The sequence below is a fragment of the Amycolatopsis nalaikhensis genome (genome assembly GCF_030264295.1).
Taxonomy (GTDB): domain Bacteria; phylum Actinomycetota; class Actinomycetes; order Mycobacteriales; family Pseudonocardiaceae; genus Amycolatopsis; species Amycolatopsis nalaikhensis.
In genome coordinates, this window is sequence record NZ_CP127173.1 from 1501031 (window position 1) to 1519692 (window position 18662).

Consider the following 18662-nt stretch of genomic DNA (forward strand, 5'->3'; position numbering starts at 1 on the left):
GCTCGGGGCGGCGGACGGCGGGGCTGGCTGGCTGGCTGGCTGGCTGGCGGGCTGGCGGGCTGGCGGGCTGGCGGCGGAGCCGAGCAGAGGTGGGCAGGCGGGCAGGCCGGGCCGGGCGGACCGAGCGGGGCGCAGGCAGTGCGGGCGGATCCGCGGCGGGCCCCAGCAGGAACGTCGCGAATGACTCATTCGGGACCACCAACGCCGCCAATGACCCATTCGCGACCCGCCACCACGGGCCGCCGGAGCGCTCCGAACGCTAAAGCGGCAGCCAGGTCATCCGCTGCCCATGCGGCGCGGTCCGAGCCAGGGCATGAGCCTCGGGCTTCCCGGAGTCCCACCGCACAACGCCCAGCGTGGCAAGCCCATCGGACCCGGCAAGATCCGCCCGACCAGGCAAAACCAGCTCCAACCCAGCCCCGTAGAACTCCTCGGAAACCCACCACACCGGCCGGGATTCAGCCAGCGAGGCGAGGGCAGCTACGAACTCCTCCCGCCGCGAAGGGCTGAAGTAAGCCAAGACATGGCTGGTCAACACCACCAAAGGCCCATCAAGAGTCCCAGCAGCGGAGGCCAGATCGTCAACCCCATCACCGGCGATCAACGTAGGCCGATGCCGGGCCTGCTCAGCCGCGGCCGTGCGCAGCAGCCGGATGCGGTCCGGCTGGTCGGCCCAGACGCACGCCTCCAGCCAGGCCAGCTCGTCCTCGTCCGAAAGGTCCACCGGCGCCCGGTCCAGACCAGCCCGGTCCAGCACCGCGAGCTTCTTCGGCAGCTTCGGCGCCACCGCGCCCGGGGCCAAGTCCAGCGCGCAGTGCAGCCCGACCGCCGACTTGGCCGGACCGGCCGTCAACTGCTCGCCGCCGTCGCACTGGTAGCGGTAGCCGAACCGGTCGAGGCCCAGCAGCAACCCCGCCGAACACCCCACCTCCAGCAGCGAAACCTTCCCGCCCGCCTCCTTCGCCGCCCGCGCGACGCCCGGGTACAGCAGCGCCGCCCGGCGGACCTCGTTCGTCTGCGTATAACGCGACGAAATCAGCTCACGCGCCTTCGCTGCCCGCTCCAGCAGGAACGACCGGAACAGCGGCCACGTCTCGGAGTCGACGCCGTCGAAGCCGCCCAACGACGGGTAGTAGCGCGACAGCGGGTGGATCGGGTCCGCCTGGACCAGCCGGTGCGCCACCGCCATCAGCAGCGTCCCTCGGACCTCGCCGTCGCGGGCCTCCGTCAGCAGACCCGCGACGTCGTCGTCCGCCGACGCCTGGAGCGCCAGGTGCTCGTACAGCGGCGAGACCCCGCGCGCCTCCACTTCCGCGAACGTGCGGAGTATCCCCTTGATCGCGTCCAGGTCCATCAAAGCCTCATTCGTGCGGCACCGGCCGGCCCGGCTGCTCCCCGCCCCGAGTCTCCCCGTATGAGCGCTTCGGCACCATCACCTTCCGGCGGAAGGTGCACACGATCGTGCCGTCCTGCTTGTAGCCGCGGGTCTCGACGTACACCACGCCGCGGTCGTCCTTCGACTTCGACGGCGTCTTGTCGAGCACCTCGGTCTCGCCGTAGATCGTGTCGCCGTGGAACGTCGGCTTCACGTGCTTGAGCGATTCCACCTCGAGGTTCGCGATCGCCTTGCCCGAAACGTCGGGCACCGACATGCCCAGCAGCAGCGAGTAGACGTAGTTGCCGACGACGACGTTCTTGCCGAAATCGGTGGTCTCTCCGGCGTAGTGCGCGTCCAGGTGCAGCGGGTGGTGGTTCATCGTGATCAGGCAGAACAGGTGGTCGTCGTATTCGGTGACCGTTTTGCCCGGCCAGTGCTTGTAGACCGCACCGACCTCGAACTCCTCGTAGTACCGACCGAACTGCACTCGTCTTCTCCTGTCCGCGTAACACCGCGTGAGGCTGGTACGACACGCATCCGTAGTGAGGAGTACCCTCAACCATTGGTGTTCGCGCGTCAACGCGAGCCCCACCACTCTGCACCCGGCCCGAAGGAGGTGAGGAACCCCGATGAGTAGTGGCGATAGTCCGCTCCCTAGTAGTTCCAGCGTTCCCACCTCACCGGCCGGCAGGTAGGCCCTCTCTTCCCGGGAACGCTGCTGTGTCGCCGGGCGGACGCGTTCCGCCCCTGGTCAGTCGTCTCGCACGACCACGCACGACGCCCAGGAGATCCCATGCCCGCCATACCCTCGCTCGGCGGCCTTCGCGGCCGCGGCAACAAGGGCGCCGTTCCCGTCCGCCCGGTCCCCGTGCCGCTGTCGGCGTACGTCGTCGACTGCGCGGTGTACGTCGCCGGTGAGCGCCTCCCCGGCCGCTGGACGCACTCCGAGGCGATCAAGGAGGTCCGGAAGCGGCACGAGGGCTTCGTCTGGATCGGCCTGCACGAGCCGGACGCCCAGCAGATCCAGGGCGTCGCGGACACGTTCGGGCTGCACGAGCTGGCCGTCGAGGACGCGCTGGAGGCGCACCAGCGGCCGAAGCTCGAGCGCTACGACGACACGCTGTTCCTCGTGGTGAAGACCGTCCGGTACGTCGAACACGAGTCCCCCACCACGGCGAACGAGATCGTCGAGACCGGCGAGCTCATGGTGTTCCTCGGCCGCGACTTCGTCATCACGGTCCGGCACGGGAACCACTCGGGGCTGGCGCGCCTGCGCCGGGAGCTGGACGACGACCCGGAGCGGCTGCAGCTGGGCCCGGCCGCGGTCGTGCACGCGATCACCGACCACGTCGTCGACCACTACCTCGACGTCACGGGCCGGATCGAGAACGACATCGACGTCATGGAGGCGCAGGTCTTCGCGCCCCGCTCGCAGGTCAGCGCCGAGCAGATCTACCTGATGAAGCGGGAGGTCCTCGAGCTGCGCCGGGCGGTGATGCCGCTGGCGACGCCGATCCAGCGCCTGGCCGAGGGCTACACGCGGCTGGTGCCGGACGAGGTCCGCTCCTACTTCCGCGACGTCGCCGACCACCTCACGACGGTGTCCGAGCGCGTGGCGGCGTTCGACGAACTGCTGTCCACACTGGTCGACGCGACGGTCGCGAAGATTTCCCTGCAGCAGAACACCGACATGCGCAAGATCACGTCGTGGGCGGCGATCATCACCGTGCCGACGATGATCGCGGGCATCTACGGGATGAATTTCGACTATCTGCCCGAGCTGCACTGGAAGTTCGGGTACCCGCTGGTGATCACGGTCATCCTCGGGATTTGCCTGTTGCTGTACCGAATATTCCGGAAGAACGGCTGGCTCTAGGTCCCCTTTCTTTTCCTCACCGGATTCGGAGAATTCGTGATGCCTCGGATGCTGTCCAACCTGAAGTTCTGGGCGCTCGCGCTCAGCGTGCTGTGGATCGTCGTCATCACTTTCGTCATCGTCGCCGACCCGGGGTTCGCGCACGGGATGAAATGACGCCCGGGAGTCCTATCCTGGGGCCATGCCGAAAGCGCTGGTGGTCTCCGACGAGGTCGACGAGCGGTTGTGGACCGGCGCGGTCCGCGCCGTCGCCGTCGACCTCGTCATCGGCGCCGGCGACCTCCCCTACGACTACCTCGCGTTCCTGGCCAGCGCGCTCGACGCGCCGTGCGTGTTCGTGCCGGGCAACCACGACCCGGACCTGAGCGGGTACACGCGCTACGGCGGGCTGTCCATGAAGGACGGTTTCCCGACGGTCTGGCCGGGCCCGGCGGGCGGCGTCAACGCCGACGGCCGGGTCGTCGACGTCGCCGGCCTCCGGTTCGCCGGCCTCGGCGGCTCAGTCCGCTACAACGACGGGCCGAACCAGTGGACGCAGCGCCAGCAGGCCCGCCGCGCCCGCGGTCTGGTGCGGCGGGCCCGGCTGAAGCGGTGGCGCGACGGCCGCGACGTCGACGTCCTGCTGACGCATTCGCCGCCGCTGGACCTGGGCGACCGGCCGGACCCGCCGCACCGCGGGTTCGCGTGCCTGCACCGGACGATCGAGGTGCTGCGCCCGAAGTGGCTGCTGCACGGGCACATCCACCCGCACGGCGAGCCGGTGCCGGACCGCGTGGTCGGCGCCACCCGGATCCGCAACGTGGTGGGCCACCGGATCATGGAGTTCTCATGAAAGAGACGGGGTTCCCCCGCGCCGACGCGGAGAACGACTTCCTCCGCGCCCGCCGGGGCCAGGTGCTTTCGCGGCTTTCGACGTGGTTGCGGCGCGAGCCCGACGACGTCAACATCATGCTGCCGTTCCACGAGGTGGTGGAGGCGCTCGGCTACCTGGGCGAGCACCGGATCGGGCTGCGGGTGATCAAGCTGGACTCGATCGTCGGCACGGTCGACCGCAGCCGCGACTTCGACCGCCGCTTCCGCCCGACGTCGGGCCGGGTCCGCGAGCGCTGGGAGCGGCTCGCGCTGGCGGCGCGGCGGGGAGAGGAGATCCCGCCAATCGAGGTGTACCGCGTCGGCGAGCTGCACTTCATCATCGATGGCCACCACCGGGTATCGGTCGCACTGGCGCAGGGACTGTCCACAATAGAGGCAGCGGTGACGGTGGTCCGGACCAAACTCAACCCGGCGGGCATCCGCCACCGCGGCGATCTGATCGTCAAGGATTATCGGAGGCTGTTCCTGGAGCGGGTGCCGCTGACGGGGCACGCGCGGGCATCGGTGATCGTGTCGGACCCGTGGGACTACGCGAAGCTGGGCGAACACGTGGAGGCGTGGGGCTTCCGGCTGATGCAGGACGAGGGCAAGTTCTGCGACCGGGCGAGCGTGGCGCAGCGGTGGTTCGACGAGGAGTTCGTGCCGGTGGTCGCGATGCTGCGGCAGGCGGATTTGATCGGGGACCGGACGGACGCCGAGGCGTACATGTGGGTGGCGGCGGAGCGGTACCGGTTGATCAGGACACATCGGTGGGACGACGAGGTCATCGAGACCCTCCGCTCCCGGCGGCACTAGCAGTCCCGAGAATGAAAAAACCCGACCCACGAGGGGGTCGGGCGGTGTGTAAAGACACTTTACACGATGGCGGCGCGACCTCACCACCACCCGGACCGGTGGTGGCTCACCATCCCGGCGGCCGGGACAGCGTGCCGATCCGCGGGGGAAGCTGAGCGTTGGTGAGGTCGGTAGCGGCCAGCTGCCACCACCAGTGCCCGCCGACGCCGTCACCCGCGTCCGCGCTCAACGCACCGGCGACGTAGTTGCGGGTCGGGTTGACCACGCCGACCGGCACGAGCTGACGAGCTTGCGCGATCGGGAACGCCAAGTCGCTGTCGTTGCTGATCACCACGATCGCGTCGACACGCTTGTGCATCAGGTCCAGGAGCAAGTGGGAAGCCACGTTGACGTCCGACCCCTTCTCCTCACGCCGGGCGACCGACACCATGAACCGGGCGTCGGAGACCGGCTGCTCGGCCGCGTCCTGCACCATGATCGGCCAGGCCGCGGTGGCCACCACCGGCTTTCCCTTGGGGCCCTTCACCGCCAGCGGCGCGGTGGCCACCCGGTTCACATAGCGCCCCAGCTCGATGACGTCGACCGAGTTCGCGGCCTTCAAGGCGCGCAGGTACACGTTCTGGTCGCGGGAACCCGTCGGGTGACTCGCCCCACTGATCCGGGCGGTGCAGAAGACGACGCGCTCGACCCGGGCACCGGACCAGCCGGAGCGTCGCGCGATCAAATCCTCGGCCAGTCGGCGGACATCGAGCCAACGCCAACCGGCCAAGCCCGAGCCTCCCATGATCCCGCGCCCGCCGTAGTACAGATTGTAACCGTCAACGTAAACTCCGATACGCACAGTGACACTGTAGTAGTCGGGTCATCACCAGAACCCTCGGAGTCTCGAAGTACTCGGTCCGCCAAGGTTCCGCTGTCCCCCACGCGAGCTACACCCAGGTGTCCACCCCACGGGGACGATCACCGCCGCGAAAATCCCTAGCGTTCCTCCCAGCCGCGGCACACAGCCGCGGGACTTGGTGAAGGAGCATTCTCATGAGGCTGGTCTGGCAGTTGCTGGCCGTCGCGGCGGTCGCTTTTCTCGGTGGCCAGGCCACCAACGCGGTCGGGAACCCGTGGCTCGTCCTCGTCCTCGGCGGCGCGACCGCCACCGCGGCGGTCTTCGTCTACCGCTGGGTCGTGGGGAAGACCGAACACCGCCCCGTCGCCGAACTGGCCAAGCCGCAAGGCCTCGCTCTCGGGACCGTCATCGGCGTCGCCCTCTTCGGGGCCGTCATCGCGAACCTCGCCTTCCTCGGCGACTACGAAGTCCGCGGCTGGGGCTCGATCCCGGGCGCGTTCGGCCTGGTCGGCTTCATGGCCGCCGCCGCGGTGACCGAAGAACTTCTCTTCCGCGGGGTCCTCTTCCGGATCATCGAGCAATGGACCGGTACCTGGATCGCCCTCGTGCTGACCGCCGTCCTCTTCGGCCTTTCCCACCTCTTCAACGAACACGCCACCCTCTGGGGCGCCCTCGCCATCGCCATCGAGGCCGGTGGCCTGCTGACCTCCGCCTACATCGCCACCCGGAAGCTGTGGCTGCCGATCGGGCTGCACTTCGGCTGGAACTTCGCCGCGGGCGGCCTCTTCGGCACCGAGGTCTCCGGCAACGGCACTCCGCAGGGCCTGCTCGACGCCGTCACCTCCGGCCCCGTCGCGCTCACCGGAGGCGACTTCGGGCCCGAAGGCAGCCTCTACTCCGTGCTGTTCTGCGTGCTCGCCACCTGCGTCTTCCTGTGGCTGGCCCACCGGCGCGGGAACCTCCGCCGCCGCGCCGTCAAGGTCGACGCCGTGAATACACTCTCCGCGTGATCGAGCGGATCCTGGCGCGGTGGCGCCGGTTCGACGTCGCCGTCCGGGACCTGCCGCTCGGGCTGCTGTTCCTGACGGCGGCGTTCCTGCCCGCCGTCCAGAGCCACGGAACTCAGCTCGGCGGCCTCCCCGCGCGGCCCTTCGACGCGCTCACCTTCGTGGCCATCGGGCTCGAATGCCTCCCGCTCGCCGGGCGGCGGCGGTGGCCGGGAACCTGCCTCGCCCTGGTGTCCCTGGGTTTCGTCATCGACCAGGTCCGCGGCTACCACCTGGTTTCCGGGGCCGCCCTGGCCGTCGCCTTGATCAGCGCGGGCGCCTACGGGGAACGACGGCGCGCCACCGTGCTGCTCTACTCCGCGGCGTACGCGGTGCTCGCGGTCGTCCTCTTTCGGCTCGGCACGGAACCTCCCGAAGAGTTCGTCACCTTCTACCTGCTGCTGGTCTTCGCGTGGGGCATCGGCGCGTGGCTGCGCGCCACCCGGGCCGCCGAGGCCGAACGCCGCCTCCGCGTCGCCGAAGACACCCGCGCCGCCGAACGCGCTCGCATCGCCCGCGAACTGCACGACGTCGTCACTCACCACGTGACGGCCATGGTCGTCCAGGCGGAGGCGGCCCGGTACCTCACCGCCGCCCCCACCCGCCTCGACGAGTCGCTGACCGCCATCACCGGCACCGGCCGCCGGGCCATCACGGACCTGCGGCACCTGCTCGACCTGCTCAACCCCGACCACGGCACCGAGACGACCCCGCGCGGCAGCCTCCGCACGCTCGTCGAGACCGCCCGCGAGGCCGGGCAGCCGGTCGACTTCACCGAAGACGGCACCCCCGCCGAGTCCTCCGGCAGCGCCGACCTCGTCGCCTACCGGGTCGTGCAGGAAGCCCTGACCAACGCGCTCAAGCACGCCCGCGGCCGCCGCACGTCCGTCGAGGTCCGGCACGGCGAACGCGAGATCGAGGTCGCCGTCCGCACCGACGGCCCGCCCGGCGAGAACGAACCCGGCCGCGGGCTCGCCGGGCTCCGCGAACGCGTCAGCGTGCTGGGTGGCGACTTCAGCGCCGACGCCCGCGACGCCGGGTTCGTCGTCCGGGCCCGGATCCCGACGGGGAGCCGCTCGTGACCGTCCGGGTCCTGGTCTGCGACGACCAGATGCTCATCCGCACCGGCCTGGTGACGATCATCGGCGCCCAGCCGGACATGGCCGTCGCGGGCGAGTGCGGCGACGGCCGGGCCGCGGTCGACCTCGCCGCCAAGGTCCGGCCGGACGTCGTCGTGATGGACGTGCGCATGCCGGTCCTCGACGGCATCGAGGCCACCCGGCTGCTCGCCGGGCCCGGGGTGGCGCACCCGGTCAAGGTGCTCGTGCTGACGACGTTCAACCTCGACGAGTACGTCTACGAGGCCCTGCGCGCGGGCGCGAGCGGGTTCCTGCTCAAGGACGCGCCGCCGGAGCACCTGCTGCACGGGATCCGGACGGTCGCCGCGGGCGCGGCCCTGCTCGACCCCGAGGTGACGCGCCAGCTCGTCGGCCGCCACGCCGCCCGGATCCGGCCCGCCGGCACCGCGGCCGACCACCCGCTGTCCGCCCGCGAGCTGGAGGTCCTCCGCCTCATCGCGGACGGGCTGTCCAACAGCGAGATCGCCGCGGCGCTGGTGATCAGCCCGGAAACCGTGAAGACGTTCGTCTCGCGCATCCTCACCAAGCTCGACCTGCGCGACCGGGTCCAGGCCGTGGTGTACGCCTACCGCCACGGCCTGGTCACCTGACGCTCTACATGTGGACGGCGCCGGGCGCGGCCTCGCCCTTCGGCACGCCCGGGCGCAGCAGCAGCCCGCTGAGCACCGCACCGGCGAGGAAGATCACCGCGGCCCAGGTGAACGCCGTCGTGTAGCTCTCGATCGACGCTTCGGCCGCCAGCTGCGGGGTCGGGACCTTGTTCGCGAGGTACGCCGTGGCCGCGTTGCCCGCGAGGGTCGAGAGCAGCGCGGTGCCGATCGACCCGCCGACCTGCTGCATCGTGTTGACCGCGGCCGACGCGACACCCGCGTCGTGCGCCTCGACGCCGAACGTCGCGACGCTCATCGCCGGCGCCATCGCCAGCCCGATCCCGAAGCCCATCACCAGGAGCGGGCCGAGGACGCCGCTCGCGTACGTGCTCTCCAGCCCGATGCCGCTCAGCCAGAACAGGCCGACCGCGGCGATCGCCATGCCCGTCGGCACCAGCGGACGCGGGCCGAAGCGCGGCAGCAGGACGCTCGTCGCCGTCGTCGCGGCCAGCATCAGCGTCGCCACCATCGGCAGGAACCCGACGCCGCTCTCGATCGGCGTGAAGTGCAGGTTCTGCTGCACGTAGAACGTCAGGAACAGGAAGATCGCGAACATCCCGATGGCGAGCAGGAACATCGCCAGGTACGAGCCGCCGCGGTTGCGGTCGAGCAGCACGCGCAGCGGGAGCAGCGGGTGCGAGACGCGCTGCTGCAGCCACACGAACACGCCCAGCAGCACGACACCGGCGCCGAGGAAGCCCCACACCGAAACCGACGACCACGAGTCCGACTCGGCGTTCGCGAAGCCGTAGACCAGCGCGAACAGGCCGGCCGACGCGGTGATCGTGCCCGGCAGGTCGAGCTTCGGGCGCGGGCCTTCGGACTTCTCGTTGCGCAGCAGGACCGAGCTGCCCGCGAACGCGACGACGGCGAAGATGATGTTCACGAACATGCACCAGCGCCAGTCGAGGTACTCGGTGAGCACGCCGCCGAGCAGCAGGCCGATCGCCGCGCCGCCACCGCCGATGGCGCCGAACACACCGAACGCGCGGCCGCGTTCCTTCGGGTCGGTGAACGTCGTGGTCAGCAGCGAAAGCGTGGCGGGCGCGAGCAGCGCGCCGAACACGCCCTGTGCCGCCCGCGCGATCAGCAGCATCTCGATGTTGGTCGCGAAGCCGCCGAGCGCGGACACCGCGGCGAACCCGGCCAGGCCGACGAGCAGCGCGTTCTTGCGGCCGAAGAGGTCGGCCAGGCGGCCGCCGAGCAGCAGCAGGCTGCCGAACGCGAGCGCGTACGCCGTGACGACCCACTGCCGCGCGTCGTTGGAAAAGCCCAGGTCAGCCTGAGCCGAGGGCAGCGCGATGTTCACGACGGTCGCGTCCAGCACCACCATCAGCTGCGCGATGCCGATCATCACCAGGATCAGCCAGCGTCTGGCGTGGTGCGGGTTCTCGACGGCGCGCGCGTCCCCCGGCGGCGCGACGGCGAGGGTCGATTCGGACATGGGTGTCCCCTCACTGGGAGTGATCAAGACGGTATGTGGAGTAGATATCTCCCCTTACGCGACCCAAGGTACACAAGAAGCGGAGAGGACGCCTCTACTTGACGCGTTAGACTGGACGTATGGCACGGGACGCTGGTCCCGCCGCACCGGCGCGGCCGCTGCGGCGTGACGCTGAACTCAACCGCCGTCGCATCCTCGCGTCGGCCCGCGAGGTGTTCGGCCGGCGCGGGCTCGAGGCCACGCTGGACGACATCGCACACCACGCCGGCCTCGGCGTCGGCACGGTCTATCGCCGCTTCCCCAGCAAGGAACACCTGGTCGAGGCGATGTTCGCCGAGCGCATGGAGGAAATCGGCGACCTCGCCGAGGAGGCGCTGAAGGCCGAAGACGCCTGGCAGGCGTTCGTCGACTTCACCTGGAAGTCGATCGAGCTCCACTCGGGCGACCGCGGGCTGCGCGAGATCATGCTGTCGAACAAGTTCGGCCACGAGCACGTCGCCGAGGCGAAAGCCCGCATGGTGCCGTTGATCACAAGGCTCGTCGAACGGGCTCAGGAGGCGGGCGGCCTGCGCGCCGACTTCTCCCCGACGGACATCCCGCTGCTGCACATGATGGTGGGCTCGGCGATCGAGTTCACGTGCGCGGTGGAGCCGGACCTGTGGCGCCGCTGCCTCACGATGCTCCTCGACGGCCTGCGCGCGGCGCCGGGCAAGCCGTCGAAGCTGCCGCACCCGCCGCTCGACGTGGCCGAAGTCGACGAAGCGATGTCCTGCTGGCGCCCCTGATGGGGTGATCGGCGCGGGATCCCGGCGACGGCCTCCCGCCCGGACACTGCACCCCGCGCGATCATGGTGACGGGGAGGTGCGCGGGTTGGCGTATTACAGCGTTCCGGCGATCAGGCGGTTGCAGCTCGGGCGAGAGCTCAAGGCCTGGCGGGAGAAGGCGGGCCTGACGCTGGAGCAAGCGGGCGGCGACCTCGACATGTCGAAGAGCACGCTGTCCCGGCTGGAGAAGGGGCAGGGCGCCATCCACCCCCTGCACGCCCGCGCGATGGCCGAGCTGTACCACGTGCCTGAGGACGACCTCGTGCGGCTGGTCGACATCGCGCGGGAAGCCAAGCGGCCCAACCAGAACCGGATCGAGGGGGTGTCGGTCAACAGCTACCCGGCGCTCGAGGCGGAGGCGGTCTCGGTCCGCAACTTCGAGCTGGCGTTCGTGCCGGGCCTCCTGCAGACCGAGGAATACGCGAGCGCGCTCTTCGCCGATCTCGGCACCCGCCAGCGCAACCACCAGCTCCACGTGCGGATGCGCCGCTGCGAGCGGCTTCGCAGCGAGAACCAGATCACGGTGCACGCGATCGTGGACGAGAGCGCGCTGACCCGGCGGATCGCGAAGCCGCACGTGCTGATCGCCCAGCTGCTGCACCTGGCGGAGATCTCCGAGCTGCCGAACGTGACCTTCCAGATCGCTCCGGCGATCGCGGGCGCCTACGAGGGGCTGCGCGGGCCGTTCAGCGTGCTGCGGTTTCCGCCGGACACCATCGGCGATCTCGGCTACGTGGACCACGCGGGCGGCAACCTGCAGCTGGTGAAGCCTTCCGCGGTCGCCGCTCTCGCCAAGAAATTCGCCAGCCTCAGTAAGATGGCGCTCGGCGAGGGCGAGTCACGCGATCTCGTTCTGCAGCTCGCCGACCTGCTGAGCGCATGAGGTGAACCGTGAGCCTGAACCCCGAGTGGCGGAAGAGCAGCTACAGCGGCGGCGAAAACACCGCGTGCGTCGAGGTGGCGTTCGTCTCCCCCGCCGTGGCCGTCCGGGACTCCAAAGACCCCGGCGGCCCCTCCTTCACCGTCGACTCCGCCGCCTGGCGCGGCTTCCTCACCACCGTCACTCGGACGGCATGACCGCCCACAGCACGATGTAGGCCACGAACTGCGGCCCGGGCAACAGGCAGGACAGCACGGCCAGCAGCCGCACGGTGTTGGGCTTCATGCCGAACCGCTGCGCCAGCCCCGCGCACACACCGCCGATCATGCGGCCGTGGCGCGGGCGGGACAGCCGTCGGGTGACCGGTGTGCTCATCATCTTGCCCTTTCTCCACTGTTCAAGAAGCTCGATATCTCCACTTCACCACCGGAGTACCCACTTCCGCATCGCTCGCCGGACGGATTCCGCCCCTAGGGGACCTTCGCCCCCGAGAATCCCGAAATTCTTTCGGAAACTTCGGGACCCCCGGTGACCTGCGGCTCTACCGGACGTCGCCACGGGAAATTGAGAGATGTCCCCGTCAGGGCTGGTTTTTCGGCGGGATGTGGTGATACTTGCACCCCGTGTACCCGCGTCTGATCCGCTTGGCCGTCGCGATCTTCTGCGCCCTGCTCACCGCGGCGTGCGCGACGACGACGCAGGCGGCACCCGACCAGTCCGGGCCCTCGCCGCTGACGGCGTCCGCCGCGCTCGGGGACTTCGGCACCGTCGACCTCTGCAGCCTGCTGAACGTGCCGGAGGTGGCGCCCGGCGCGGTCGCCGTCCCGACGTTCGACTCCTGCCAGGCGACGCTTGGCGCGCGGACCATCCGGATCGGGCCGCTGGCCTTCGACGCCGACCCGAACATCAAGCCGTACGCCTACCCCGGGCCGGTGCCCGACGGTGTCGCCGTCCAGCAGTCGATGTTCAACGACCACAGCGCGTGCACCCGGGCGATCACCTTCGCCGACGGGAACCGGCTCGACCTGTCGGTGTCCGACAACGGTGGTGACCAGGGCGCGCGGTGCGGTGTCGCGGACGCGGCCGTCGGCTCGGCACTCGCGGCCGTCACCGCGAACAAGGTCGGCAGGCTGGTGTTCCCCGACCGCTCGTGGGGCTGGGTCGCGCCGTGCGCGCTGCTCGACAGCCACGACCTCGACGCCGTCGCGGGCGCCGGCGCCCAGCCGACGACCGAGCTGTCCGGGCACAGCTGCATCCGCGGCAAGGTGAGCTTGAAGCTGACGGTGGAAACCGCGACCCCGACGGGCCCGGCCGAGCAGCTCGGCGGCCGCGAGGCCCGAGTCCGGACCGCGGGCGCGTTCTGCCTGGTCGACACGACCCAGCAGGCGGCGGGCCGCCGCGAGCTGGCGGAAATCAGCGTGGTGGAAACAGCGGGCACAGCGGGCGACGGCACGTGCGCCCTGGCCCGAACAGCAGCATCCTCGCTCTTCCCCCGCCTCCCCCGCGCGTAGCCGTCGTGAGTGTTTAGGGCGGTTAGAACCGCCCTAAACACTCACGACCGGCTAGTCCTCGTAGGTGAGGTTCTTGCCGTTGGACGGGTCGAACAGCTTGATCTTGTCCGCGTCGTACCAGACCTCGAGGTCGGCGTTCTCCGTCGCCGACGACTCCGCCGACAACCGCGCGACGATCTGGGACTCCGCGCCCGGGACGTCGGCCGACCCGCTGTCGGCCGCCAGCTCGGCCAGCTCCTCGGCGGTGGCGACCTCGCCCTCCACCGTGAAGTGGGCGAACTTCTCCGAGCCCATCGACTCGAGGACGTCGATGTGCGCGGTGAACGTCGCCCCGCCCGCCTTCTGGCCCGCCTCGACCAGCGCCGCGTCCTCGAAGTGCTCCGGCCGGATGCCGACGATCACGTCGCGGGGCGCGTTCGCCTTCTCCACCAGCTGGCGGACGCGGTCCGTCAGCGGCGTCGTGCCGAGGGCGCTGCGCAGCTCGTTGTTCTCCAGCGTCGCCGGGACGAAGTTCATCGACGGCGAGCCGATGAACCCGGCCACGAACAGGTTCGCCGGGTTGTCGTAGAGGAACTGCGGCGAGCCGATCTGCTGCACGTACCCGGCCCGCAGCACCACGACCCGGTCGCCCAGCGTCATGGCCTCGGTCTGGTCGTGCGTCACGTACAGCGTCGTGGTGCCGAGCTGCTTCTGGATCTTCGACACCGACGTCCGCATCTGGCCGCGCAGCTTGGCGTCCAGGTTGGACAGCGGCTCGTCCATCAGGAACGCCTTCGGGCTGCGGACGATCGCCCGGCCCATCGCGACGCGCTGGCGCTGGCCACCGGAGAGGTTGGCCGGCTTGCGGTCCAGGTGCGCCGTGAGGTCGAGGATCTTCGCGGCCTCCTCCACCTTGGCCCGCACCGTCTTGTCGTCCACTTTGGCCAGCCGCAGCGGGAAGGCCATGTTCTCGCGGACGCTCATGTGCGGGTACAGCGCGTAGGACTGGAACACCATCGCGATGTCGCGGTCCTTCGGGGCCTTCTCGTTGACGCGCTGGCCGTCGATGCGCAGCTCGCCCGAGGAGATGTCCTCCAGGCCCGCCACCATGTTCAGCGTCGTCGACTTCCCGCAGCCGGACGGGCCCACGAGGATGATGAACTCGCCGTCGGCGATGGTGATGTCCACTTCGGACACCGCGAGCGCGCCGTCGGGGTACTTCTTCGACACCTTGTCGAGGACGATTTCTGCCATGACTACCCCTTCACCGCACCGGAGGTCAGCCCCGCCACGATGCGACGCTGGAAGAACAACACGAACACAATGATCGGGATGGTGATCACGACCGCGGCCGCGCTCACCTGCCCGGTCGGGTCCTCGAACTGCGAGGACCCGGTGAAGAACGACAGCGCCGCCGGCACCGTGCGCGACGCCGTGGTCGACGTCAGCGAGATGGCGAACAGGAAGTCGTTCCAGCAGAAGATGAACACCAGGATCGCCGTGGTGAACACGCCCGGCGCGGCCAGCGGCGCGATCACCCGCCGGAACGCCTGCGCCGGCGTCGCGCCGTCCATCTTCGCCGCCTTTTCCAGCTCCCACGGGATCTCCCGGAAGAACGCCGACAGCGTGTAGATCGACAGCGGCAGCGCGAACGTGATGTAGGGCAGGATCAGCCCCGGCCACGTGTCGAACAGCGCCAGGTTCCGCTCGATGTTGAACAGCGGCGTCACCAGCGACACCTGCGGGAACATCGCGATCAGCAGCGAGAGCCCGACCAGCAGCTGCTTGCCGGGGAAGTCCAGCCGCGCGATCGCGTACGCGGCCATCGTGCCCAGCACCACCGCGATCACCGTCGAGATGACCGCGATGCCGATCGAGTTCACCAGCGCCAGCAGGAACTCCGACGTCTGGAAGATGTCCGCGTAGTTCTGCCAGGTCCACGACTGCGGGATGAAGTACCCGTCGGTCAGCGTGTCCTTGGTCTTGAACGACAGCGAAACCACCCAGAGCACCGGCACCAGCGCGAACACCAGCACGAGGATGTCGACCAGGCCCCAGCGAACTTTGCGGCCCGTCGTGACGGTTCCCATCACCATCAGCGCTTACCCCCGTTGTCCGAGCCCGGTGCGGCCGTGCCGAACACCTTGATGAAGATGAACGCGATGATGGCCACGGTGATGAAGATGAGCACCGCCATCGTCGACCCGATCCCGAGGTTGAGCCCCTTGACCAGGTTGTCGTAGGTCTGCATGGACACCGAACCGGTGTCCTGCGCGCCGCCGGTGAGCACGTAGATGTTGTCGAAGATGCGGAACGCGTCGAGCGTGCGGAACAGCAGCGCCACCAGGATCGCCGGCTTCATCACCGGCAGCATCACCTTCGTGAACCGCTGCCACGCGCTCGCGCCGTCCATCGCCGCGGCCTTGAGCAGGTCGTCCGGCACCAGGGCCAGACCCGCCATCAGCAGCAGCGCCATGAACGGCGTCGTCTTCCACACCTCGGCGCCGATGATGATGAACATCGACGGCCACTGCTCGGTCAGCGGTGCGGCGTCCGCGGCCAGCCAGTTCGCCAGGTAGCCGGTCTTCGGCGTCCAGGCGTAGTACCACGAGAATGCCGCGACGACCGTGACGATGCCGTACGGGATCAGCGCGACCGTGCGCACCAGCCCGCGGCCGACGAGCGTCCGGTGCATGACCAGCGCCAGCGCCATGCCGAGGACGAACTCGATCGCCACCGACACCACGGTCAGGAACATCGTGGTGCCGAACGCCGTCCACCAGTACGAATTGGACAGCACGGCGCCGTAGTTGTCGAAGCCGACGAACTGCTGCTGCGCCGGGAAGCGCAGGTCGTACCGCTGCAGCGACAGCCAGATCGAGTAGACGATCGGGTAGCCGGTGACCGCGACCATCACGAGGAACGCGGGCGCGCACAGCCACAACCCGAGCCGCCGCTCGGCCTTCTTGCCCTCGGAGAGGGCGGGTTTGCCCTTCTTGGCCGGTGTCGTCGTTTCGGCGACGGTGGCCCCGGCCGGGGTCGAGTCCTGGACGGTCACGGGATCACTCCCTTCGACTGGAGCGCGTCGTTGAGCTGCTCGCGCAGCTTGTCCGCGGTGGCCTGCGGATCGATGTCGGCCGGCGGCGAGAGTACCTTCGACATCACCGTCGACATGTTCTGGTAGGCCGGGGTCAGCGGCCGCACCGCGGCGTCCTTGATCGCGTCGATGATCGAGTCACGCATCGGGTACTTGAGCGCCATGTTCGGGTTGTCGGCGCTCGCGGGCTTCGACGGGTCGAGCGGCGTGTCGTTGTGGTAGACCGATTCGATGGTCGGCGGCACGCCGTCGTTGATCGCCGAGAACTTCTGGTTCTCCGCGTTGCGCAGGCACAGCGCCGCCTCGAACGCCTCGGGCTTGTGCTCCGACAGCGAGCTGACGGCGAGGTCGTACCCGCCGATCGTGGTCTTCGCCGGCGTGCCCGGCTTCGCCTCCGGGTAGACGGCCCACTTGAAGTGCGAGACGTCCTGCGGCTTCTCCTTGGCGTAGGAGGCGTAGACGAACGGCCAGTTCAGCTCGAACGCGGCGTCACCGCGCTGGAACGTCTGGCGGACGTCGTCCTCCTTCGAGTTGGTCAGCGACGGGTCGGTGATGCCCGACGAAGCGATCTGCTTCAGCAGGGCCAGCGCCTTGACCGCGCCGTCGTCGAGGACCACGGATTTGCCGTCGTCGGACAGGATGTGCCCGCCCATCGACTCCACCAGCGTGTTGTAGAAGACGACGAGGCCTTCGTACTGCGCGCCGGTGAACACGATGCTGTAGGGCTTGCCCTGCGCCTTGAGCTCCTTGGACTTGGCGATCATCTCGTCCCACGTCTTCGGCGGCGTGGGCGTGATGCGGTCGTCGTACCAGAGGAGCTGGACGTTCGTGTTCTTCGTGGCCGCGTAGAGCTTCCCGTTGTAGGTCGCCGTTTCCAGCGGCCCCTGCAGGACGCCCTGCGTCGCCTCGGCCTTGTTCTGGTCCTTCCACTCCTCGACCCAGCCGGCTTCGGCGAACTCCGAAACCCAGGTCACGTCGAGGCCGAGGACGTCCATCGCCGTGTCTCCCGCGGCGAGCCGCCGGGCCATCTGCAGGCGCTGGTCGTCCGCGCCGCGCTGCAGTTTGTTGTAGACGATTTCGTAGCGGCCGTTCGCCGCCTTGTTGCAGTTGTCGACGACTTTCTGAAAGCTGTCTTCGGGCGCGTAGTAGACGTTGATCTTCAGGCCGCCACCCGAACCGCAACCGGCCAGCATGCCGGTCACCAAAGCCCCTGCCCCCAGCAGGACTGCGGTGCGGCCGGGCGAGCGTCCCCGTTTGCCCGCGCCGATCCTCTTCCCCATAAGGCCTCCTCACCCGCGTGCACGCCGGATGCCATGGCGCCCGGAGGGCACCACGACGCGATGAGGCGAAACCGCGCCAGCACCCCGACGTGCTAGTGCTCGGGCCGCCGCGCTGGTTGGGCGAGGCCGCCCGACTGGTGTCGGACAACTTATGCCGGGCGATCACACCCCGCAAGCAGTATCGGTAACGATTCAGCCCACCGCGCGTCGAATCGTGATTTTTCCCTGGTAGTGGTCGGGTTTTCAGGGGGTGGCAGGGGGTGGCTTCAAAGCGAGCTTCGCGAGCAGTTCCCGGCCCTGTTCGGCCGAGCGCGGCTGGCACAGGACGTCGTACCGGCCGGCGACGAGCTGGCTAGCCGAGGAGAAGTCCCGCCGCCCCCGCGACATGCTGTACCCGATGGCGGCGAACATCAGCCCGGACAGCACGCCGAGCACGAGCCCGGTCAGCAGCTGCAGCGCGAAGCCCTGGTTGACGAACAGCCCGAGCAGCAGCCCGGCGAAGAGGCCGAACCAGGCCCCGGAGACGGCCCCGGTGCCGAGCACGCGCCCCCAGCTGAGCTTCCCGATGACGCGTTCGACGAGCATCAGGTCGACCCCGACGATGGTGACGTCGGAGACGGAGAACTCGCTGTCCGCGAGGAAGTCGACGGCCTGCTGCGCTTCGCCGTAGGTCGCATAGGACCCGATCGGCCAGCCGGTCGGCGGGGTCGGCAGCCGAGGCAGACCTTGGGGCGCCCGGCCCCCACCGAAGGGACTACTCACCATCATCACCTGCGCACTCGTGGGTCTGGGCGTCCATCTTGTCAAGAACGCCCGGACGGTGCGAGCCGCTTACCCCGAAAGGCCGGGCGCGGTTCACCACGACCCCCCGCCGGGGCCCGCGGGTCGTGAATGAGTCATTCAGGTCTTCGGAGGTCCTGAATGACTCATTCAAGACGCGGGTCTGGCCGGGGTCGGGGCGGCGGGCGGAGTGGGGGATGTCGGGCCCGCCATCTTTTTCGATGACGCAGGTTCAAAGATCAAAAGAATGTCCTCGCCGGACGGGCAG

Annotated in this window: 20 protein-coding genes; 10 read left to right on the plus strand and 10 right to left on the minus strand. The window is 69.3% G+C overall.

Features of this window, described 5'->3' with window-relative positions:
* Positions 1 to 259 precede the first annotated feature (259 nt).
* Positions 260 to 1354, minus strand: a complete 1095-nt coding sequence (locus QP939_RS07065) for a DUF2332 domain-containing protein (protein WP_285455761.1) — start codon at positions 1352 to 1354, stop codon at positions 260 to 262.
* Positions 1355 to 1361: 7 nt separating this feature from the next.
* A complete protein-coding gene (locus QP939_RS07070; protein ID WP_285455763.1) occupies positions 1362 to 1865 on the minus strand; it encodes a MaoC family dehydratase in 504 nt (167 codons plus the stop codon).
* A 306-nt stretch (positions 1866 to 2171) separates the two neighbouring features.
* Between QP939_RS07070 and corA the strand changes: the two genes are divergently transcribed.
* From corA to QP939_RS07085, 3 genes are all read left to right on the plus strand, one after another.
* Positions 2172 to 3254, plus strand: a complete 1083-nt coding sequence (gene corA / locus QP939_RS07075; RefSeq protein ID WP_285455765.1) for a magnesium/cobalt transporter CorA — start codon at positions 2172 to 2174, stop codon at positions 3252 to 3254.
* Positions 3255 to 3435: 181 nt separating this feature from the next.
* Positions 3436 to 4086: a metallophosphoesterase family protein gene (locus tag QP939_RS07080; protein WP_285455766.1), complete on the plus strand. Its 651-nt coding sequence runs from the start codon at positions 3436 to 3438 to the stop codon at positions 4084 to 4086.
* Positions 4083 to 4922, plus strand: coding sequence for a chromosome partitioning protein ParB (locus QP939_RS07085; RefSeq protein WP_285455767.1), 840 nt, complete (start codon positions 4083 to 4085; stop codon positions 4920 to 4922). The genes QP939_RS07080 and QP939_RS07085 overlap by 4 nt, the downstream gene beginning before the upstream one ends.
* Positions 4923 to 5028: 106 nt before the next feature.
* On the opposite strand, the gene QP939_RS07090 is transcribed toward QP939_RS07085, so the two are convergent.
* Positions 5029 to 5691 carry a PIN domain-containing protein gene (locus QP939_RS07090; protein WP_331658314.1) on the minus strand — a complete coding sequence of 221 codons (663 nt, stop codon included), beginning with the start codon at positions 5689 to 5691 and terminating at the stop codon, positions 5029 to 5031.
* Positions 5692 to 5957: 266 nt separating this feature from the next.
* Between QP939_RS07090 and QP939_RS07095 the strand changes: the two genes are divergently transcribed.
* Genes QP939_RS07095 through QP939_RS07105 form a run of 3 tightly spaced genes read left to right on the plus strand, consistent with a single transcriptional unit; the run spans position 5958 to position 8538 of the window.
* On the plus strand, positions 5958 to 6773 hold the full coding sequence (locus tag QP939_RS07095; protein ID WP_285455769.1) for a CPBP family intramembrane glutamic endopeptidase: 816 nt from the start codon (positions 5958 to 5960) through the stop codon (positions 6771 to 6773).
* Positions 6770 to 7891 carry a sensor histidine kinase gene (locus tag QP939_RS07100; RefSeq protein WP_285455771.1) on the plus strand — a complete coding sequence of 374 codons (1122 nt, stop codon included), beginning with the start codon at positions 6770 to 6772 and terminating at the stop codon, positions 7889 to 7891. The genes QP939_RS07095 and QP939_RS07100 overlap by 4 nt, the downstream gene beginning before the upstream one ends.
* A complete protein-coding gene (locus QP939_RS07105) occupies positions 7888 to 8538 on the plus strand; it encodes a response regulator (protein ID WP_285455772.1) in 651 nt (216 codons plus the stop codon). The genes QP939_RS07100 and QP939_RS07105 overlap by 4 nt, the downstream gene beginning before the upstream one ends.
* 4 nt (positions 8539 to 8542) lie before the next feature.
* Here QP939_RS07105 and QP939_RS07110 read toward each other — a convergent pair whose 3' ends face one another.
* A complete protein-coding gene (locus QP939_RS07110) occupies positions 8543 to 10042 on the minus strand; it encodes an MFS transporter (RefSeq protein ID WP_285455773.1) in 1500 nt (499 codons plus the stop codon).
* A 119-nt stretch (positions 10043 to 10161) separates the two neighbouring features.
* On the opposite strand from QP939_RS07110, the gene QP939_RS07115 reads away from it, so the two are divergent.
* From QP939_RS07115 to QP939_RS07125, 3 genes are all read left to right on the plus strand, one after another.
* Positions 10162 to 10827: a TetR/AcrR family transcriptional regulator gene (locus QP939_RS07115; protein WP_285455774.1), complete on the plus strand. Its 666-nt coding sequence runs from the start codon at positions 10162 to 10164 to the stop codon at positions 10825 to 10827.
* Positions 10828 to 10913: 86 nt separating this feature from the next.
* On the plus strand, positions 10914 to 11750 hold the full coding sequence (locus QP939_RS07120) for a helix-turn-helix domain-containing protein (protein ID WP_285455775.1): 837 nt from the start codon (positions 10914 to 10916) through the stop codon (positions 11748 to 11750).
* A gap of 8 nt (positions 11751 to 11758) precedes the next feature.
* Positions 11759 to 11944: a DUF397 domain-containing protein gene (locus QP939_RS07125; RefSeq protein WP_285455776.1), complete on the plus strand. Its 186-nt coding sequence runs from the start codon at positions 11759 to 11761 to the stop codon at positions 11942 to 11944.
* On the opposite strand, the gene QP939_RS07130 is transcribed toward QP939_RS07125, so the two are convergent.
* On the minus strand, positions 11928 to 12122 hold the full coding sequence (locus QP939_RS07130) for a PspC domain-containing protein (RefSeq protein WP_285455778.1): 195 nt from the start codon (positions 12120 to 12122) through the stop codon (positions 11928 to 11930). The two genes, QP939_RS07125 and QP939_RS07130, sit on opposite strands and share 17 nt — an antisense overlap.
* A 248-nt stretch (positions 12123 to 12370) precedes the next feature.
* Between QP939_RS07130 and QP939_RS07135 the strand changes: the two genes are divergently transcribed.
* Positions 12371 to 13258 (plus strand): hypothetical protein, encoded by an 888-nt coding sequence (locus tag QP939_RS07135; RefSeq protein WP_285455780.1) that lies wholly within the window; start codon positions 12371 to 12373, stop codon positions 13256 to 13258.
* 51 nt (positions 13259 to 13309) lie between these two features.
* On the opposite strand, the gene QP939_RS07140 is transcribed toward QP939_RS07135, so the two are convergent.
* The 5 genes from QP939_RS07140 to QP939_RS07160 all read right to left on the minus strand — a co-directional run bounded on the left by QP939_RS07140 (position 13310) and on the right by QP939_RS07160 (position 18382).
* Positions 13310 to 14491 (minus strand): ABC transporter ATP-binding protein, encoded by a 1182-nt coding sequence (locus QP939_RS07140; protein WP_285455781.1) that lies wholly within the window; start codon positions 14489 to 14491, stop codon positions 13310 to 13312.
* 2 nt (positions 14492 to 14493) lie between these two features.
* Complete coding sequence (locus QP939_RS07145) at positions 14494 to 15333, minus strand: carbohydrate ABC transporter permease (protein WP_285455782.1); 840 nt, start codon at positions 15331 to 15333, stop codon at positions 14494 to 14496.
* Positions 15333 to 16295: a carbohydrate ABC transporter permease gene (locus QP939_RS07150; RefSeq protein WP_285455783.1), complete on the minus strand. Its 963-nt coding sequence runs from the start codon at positions 16293 to 16295 to the stop codon at positions 15333 to 15335. The genes QP939_RS07145 and QP939_RS07150 overlap by 1 nt, the downstream gene beginning before the upstream one ends.
* Entirely contained in the window at positions 16292 to 17614 is a 1323-nt protein-coding gene (locus tag QP939_RS07155) for an ABC transporter substrate-binding protein (protein WP_285455784.1), read from the minus strand. Before QP939_RS07155 ends, QP939_RS07150 begins: the two co-directional genes overlap by 4 nt.
* Positions 17615 to 17857: 243 nt before the next feature.
* Entirely contained in the window at positions 17858 to 18382 is a 525-nt protein-coding gene (locus QP939_RS07160) for a YflT domain-containing protein (RefSeq protein WP_285459682.1), read from the minus strand.
* Positions 18383 to 18662 lie beyond the last annotated feature (280 nt).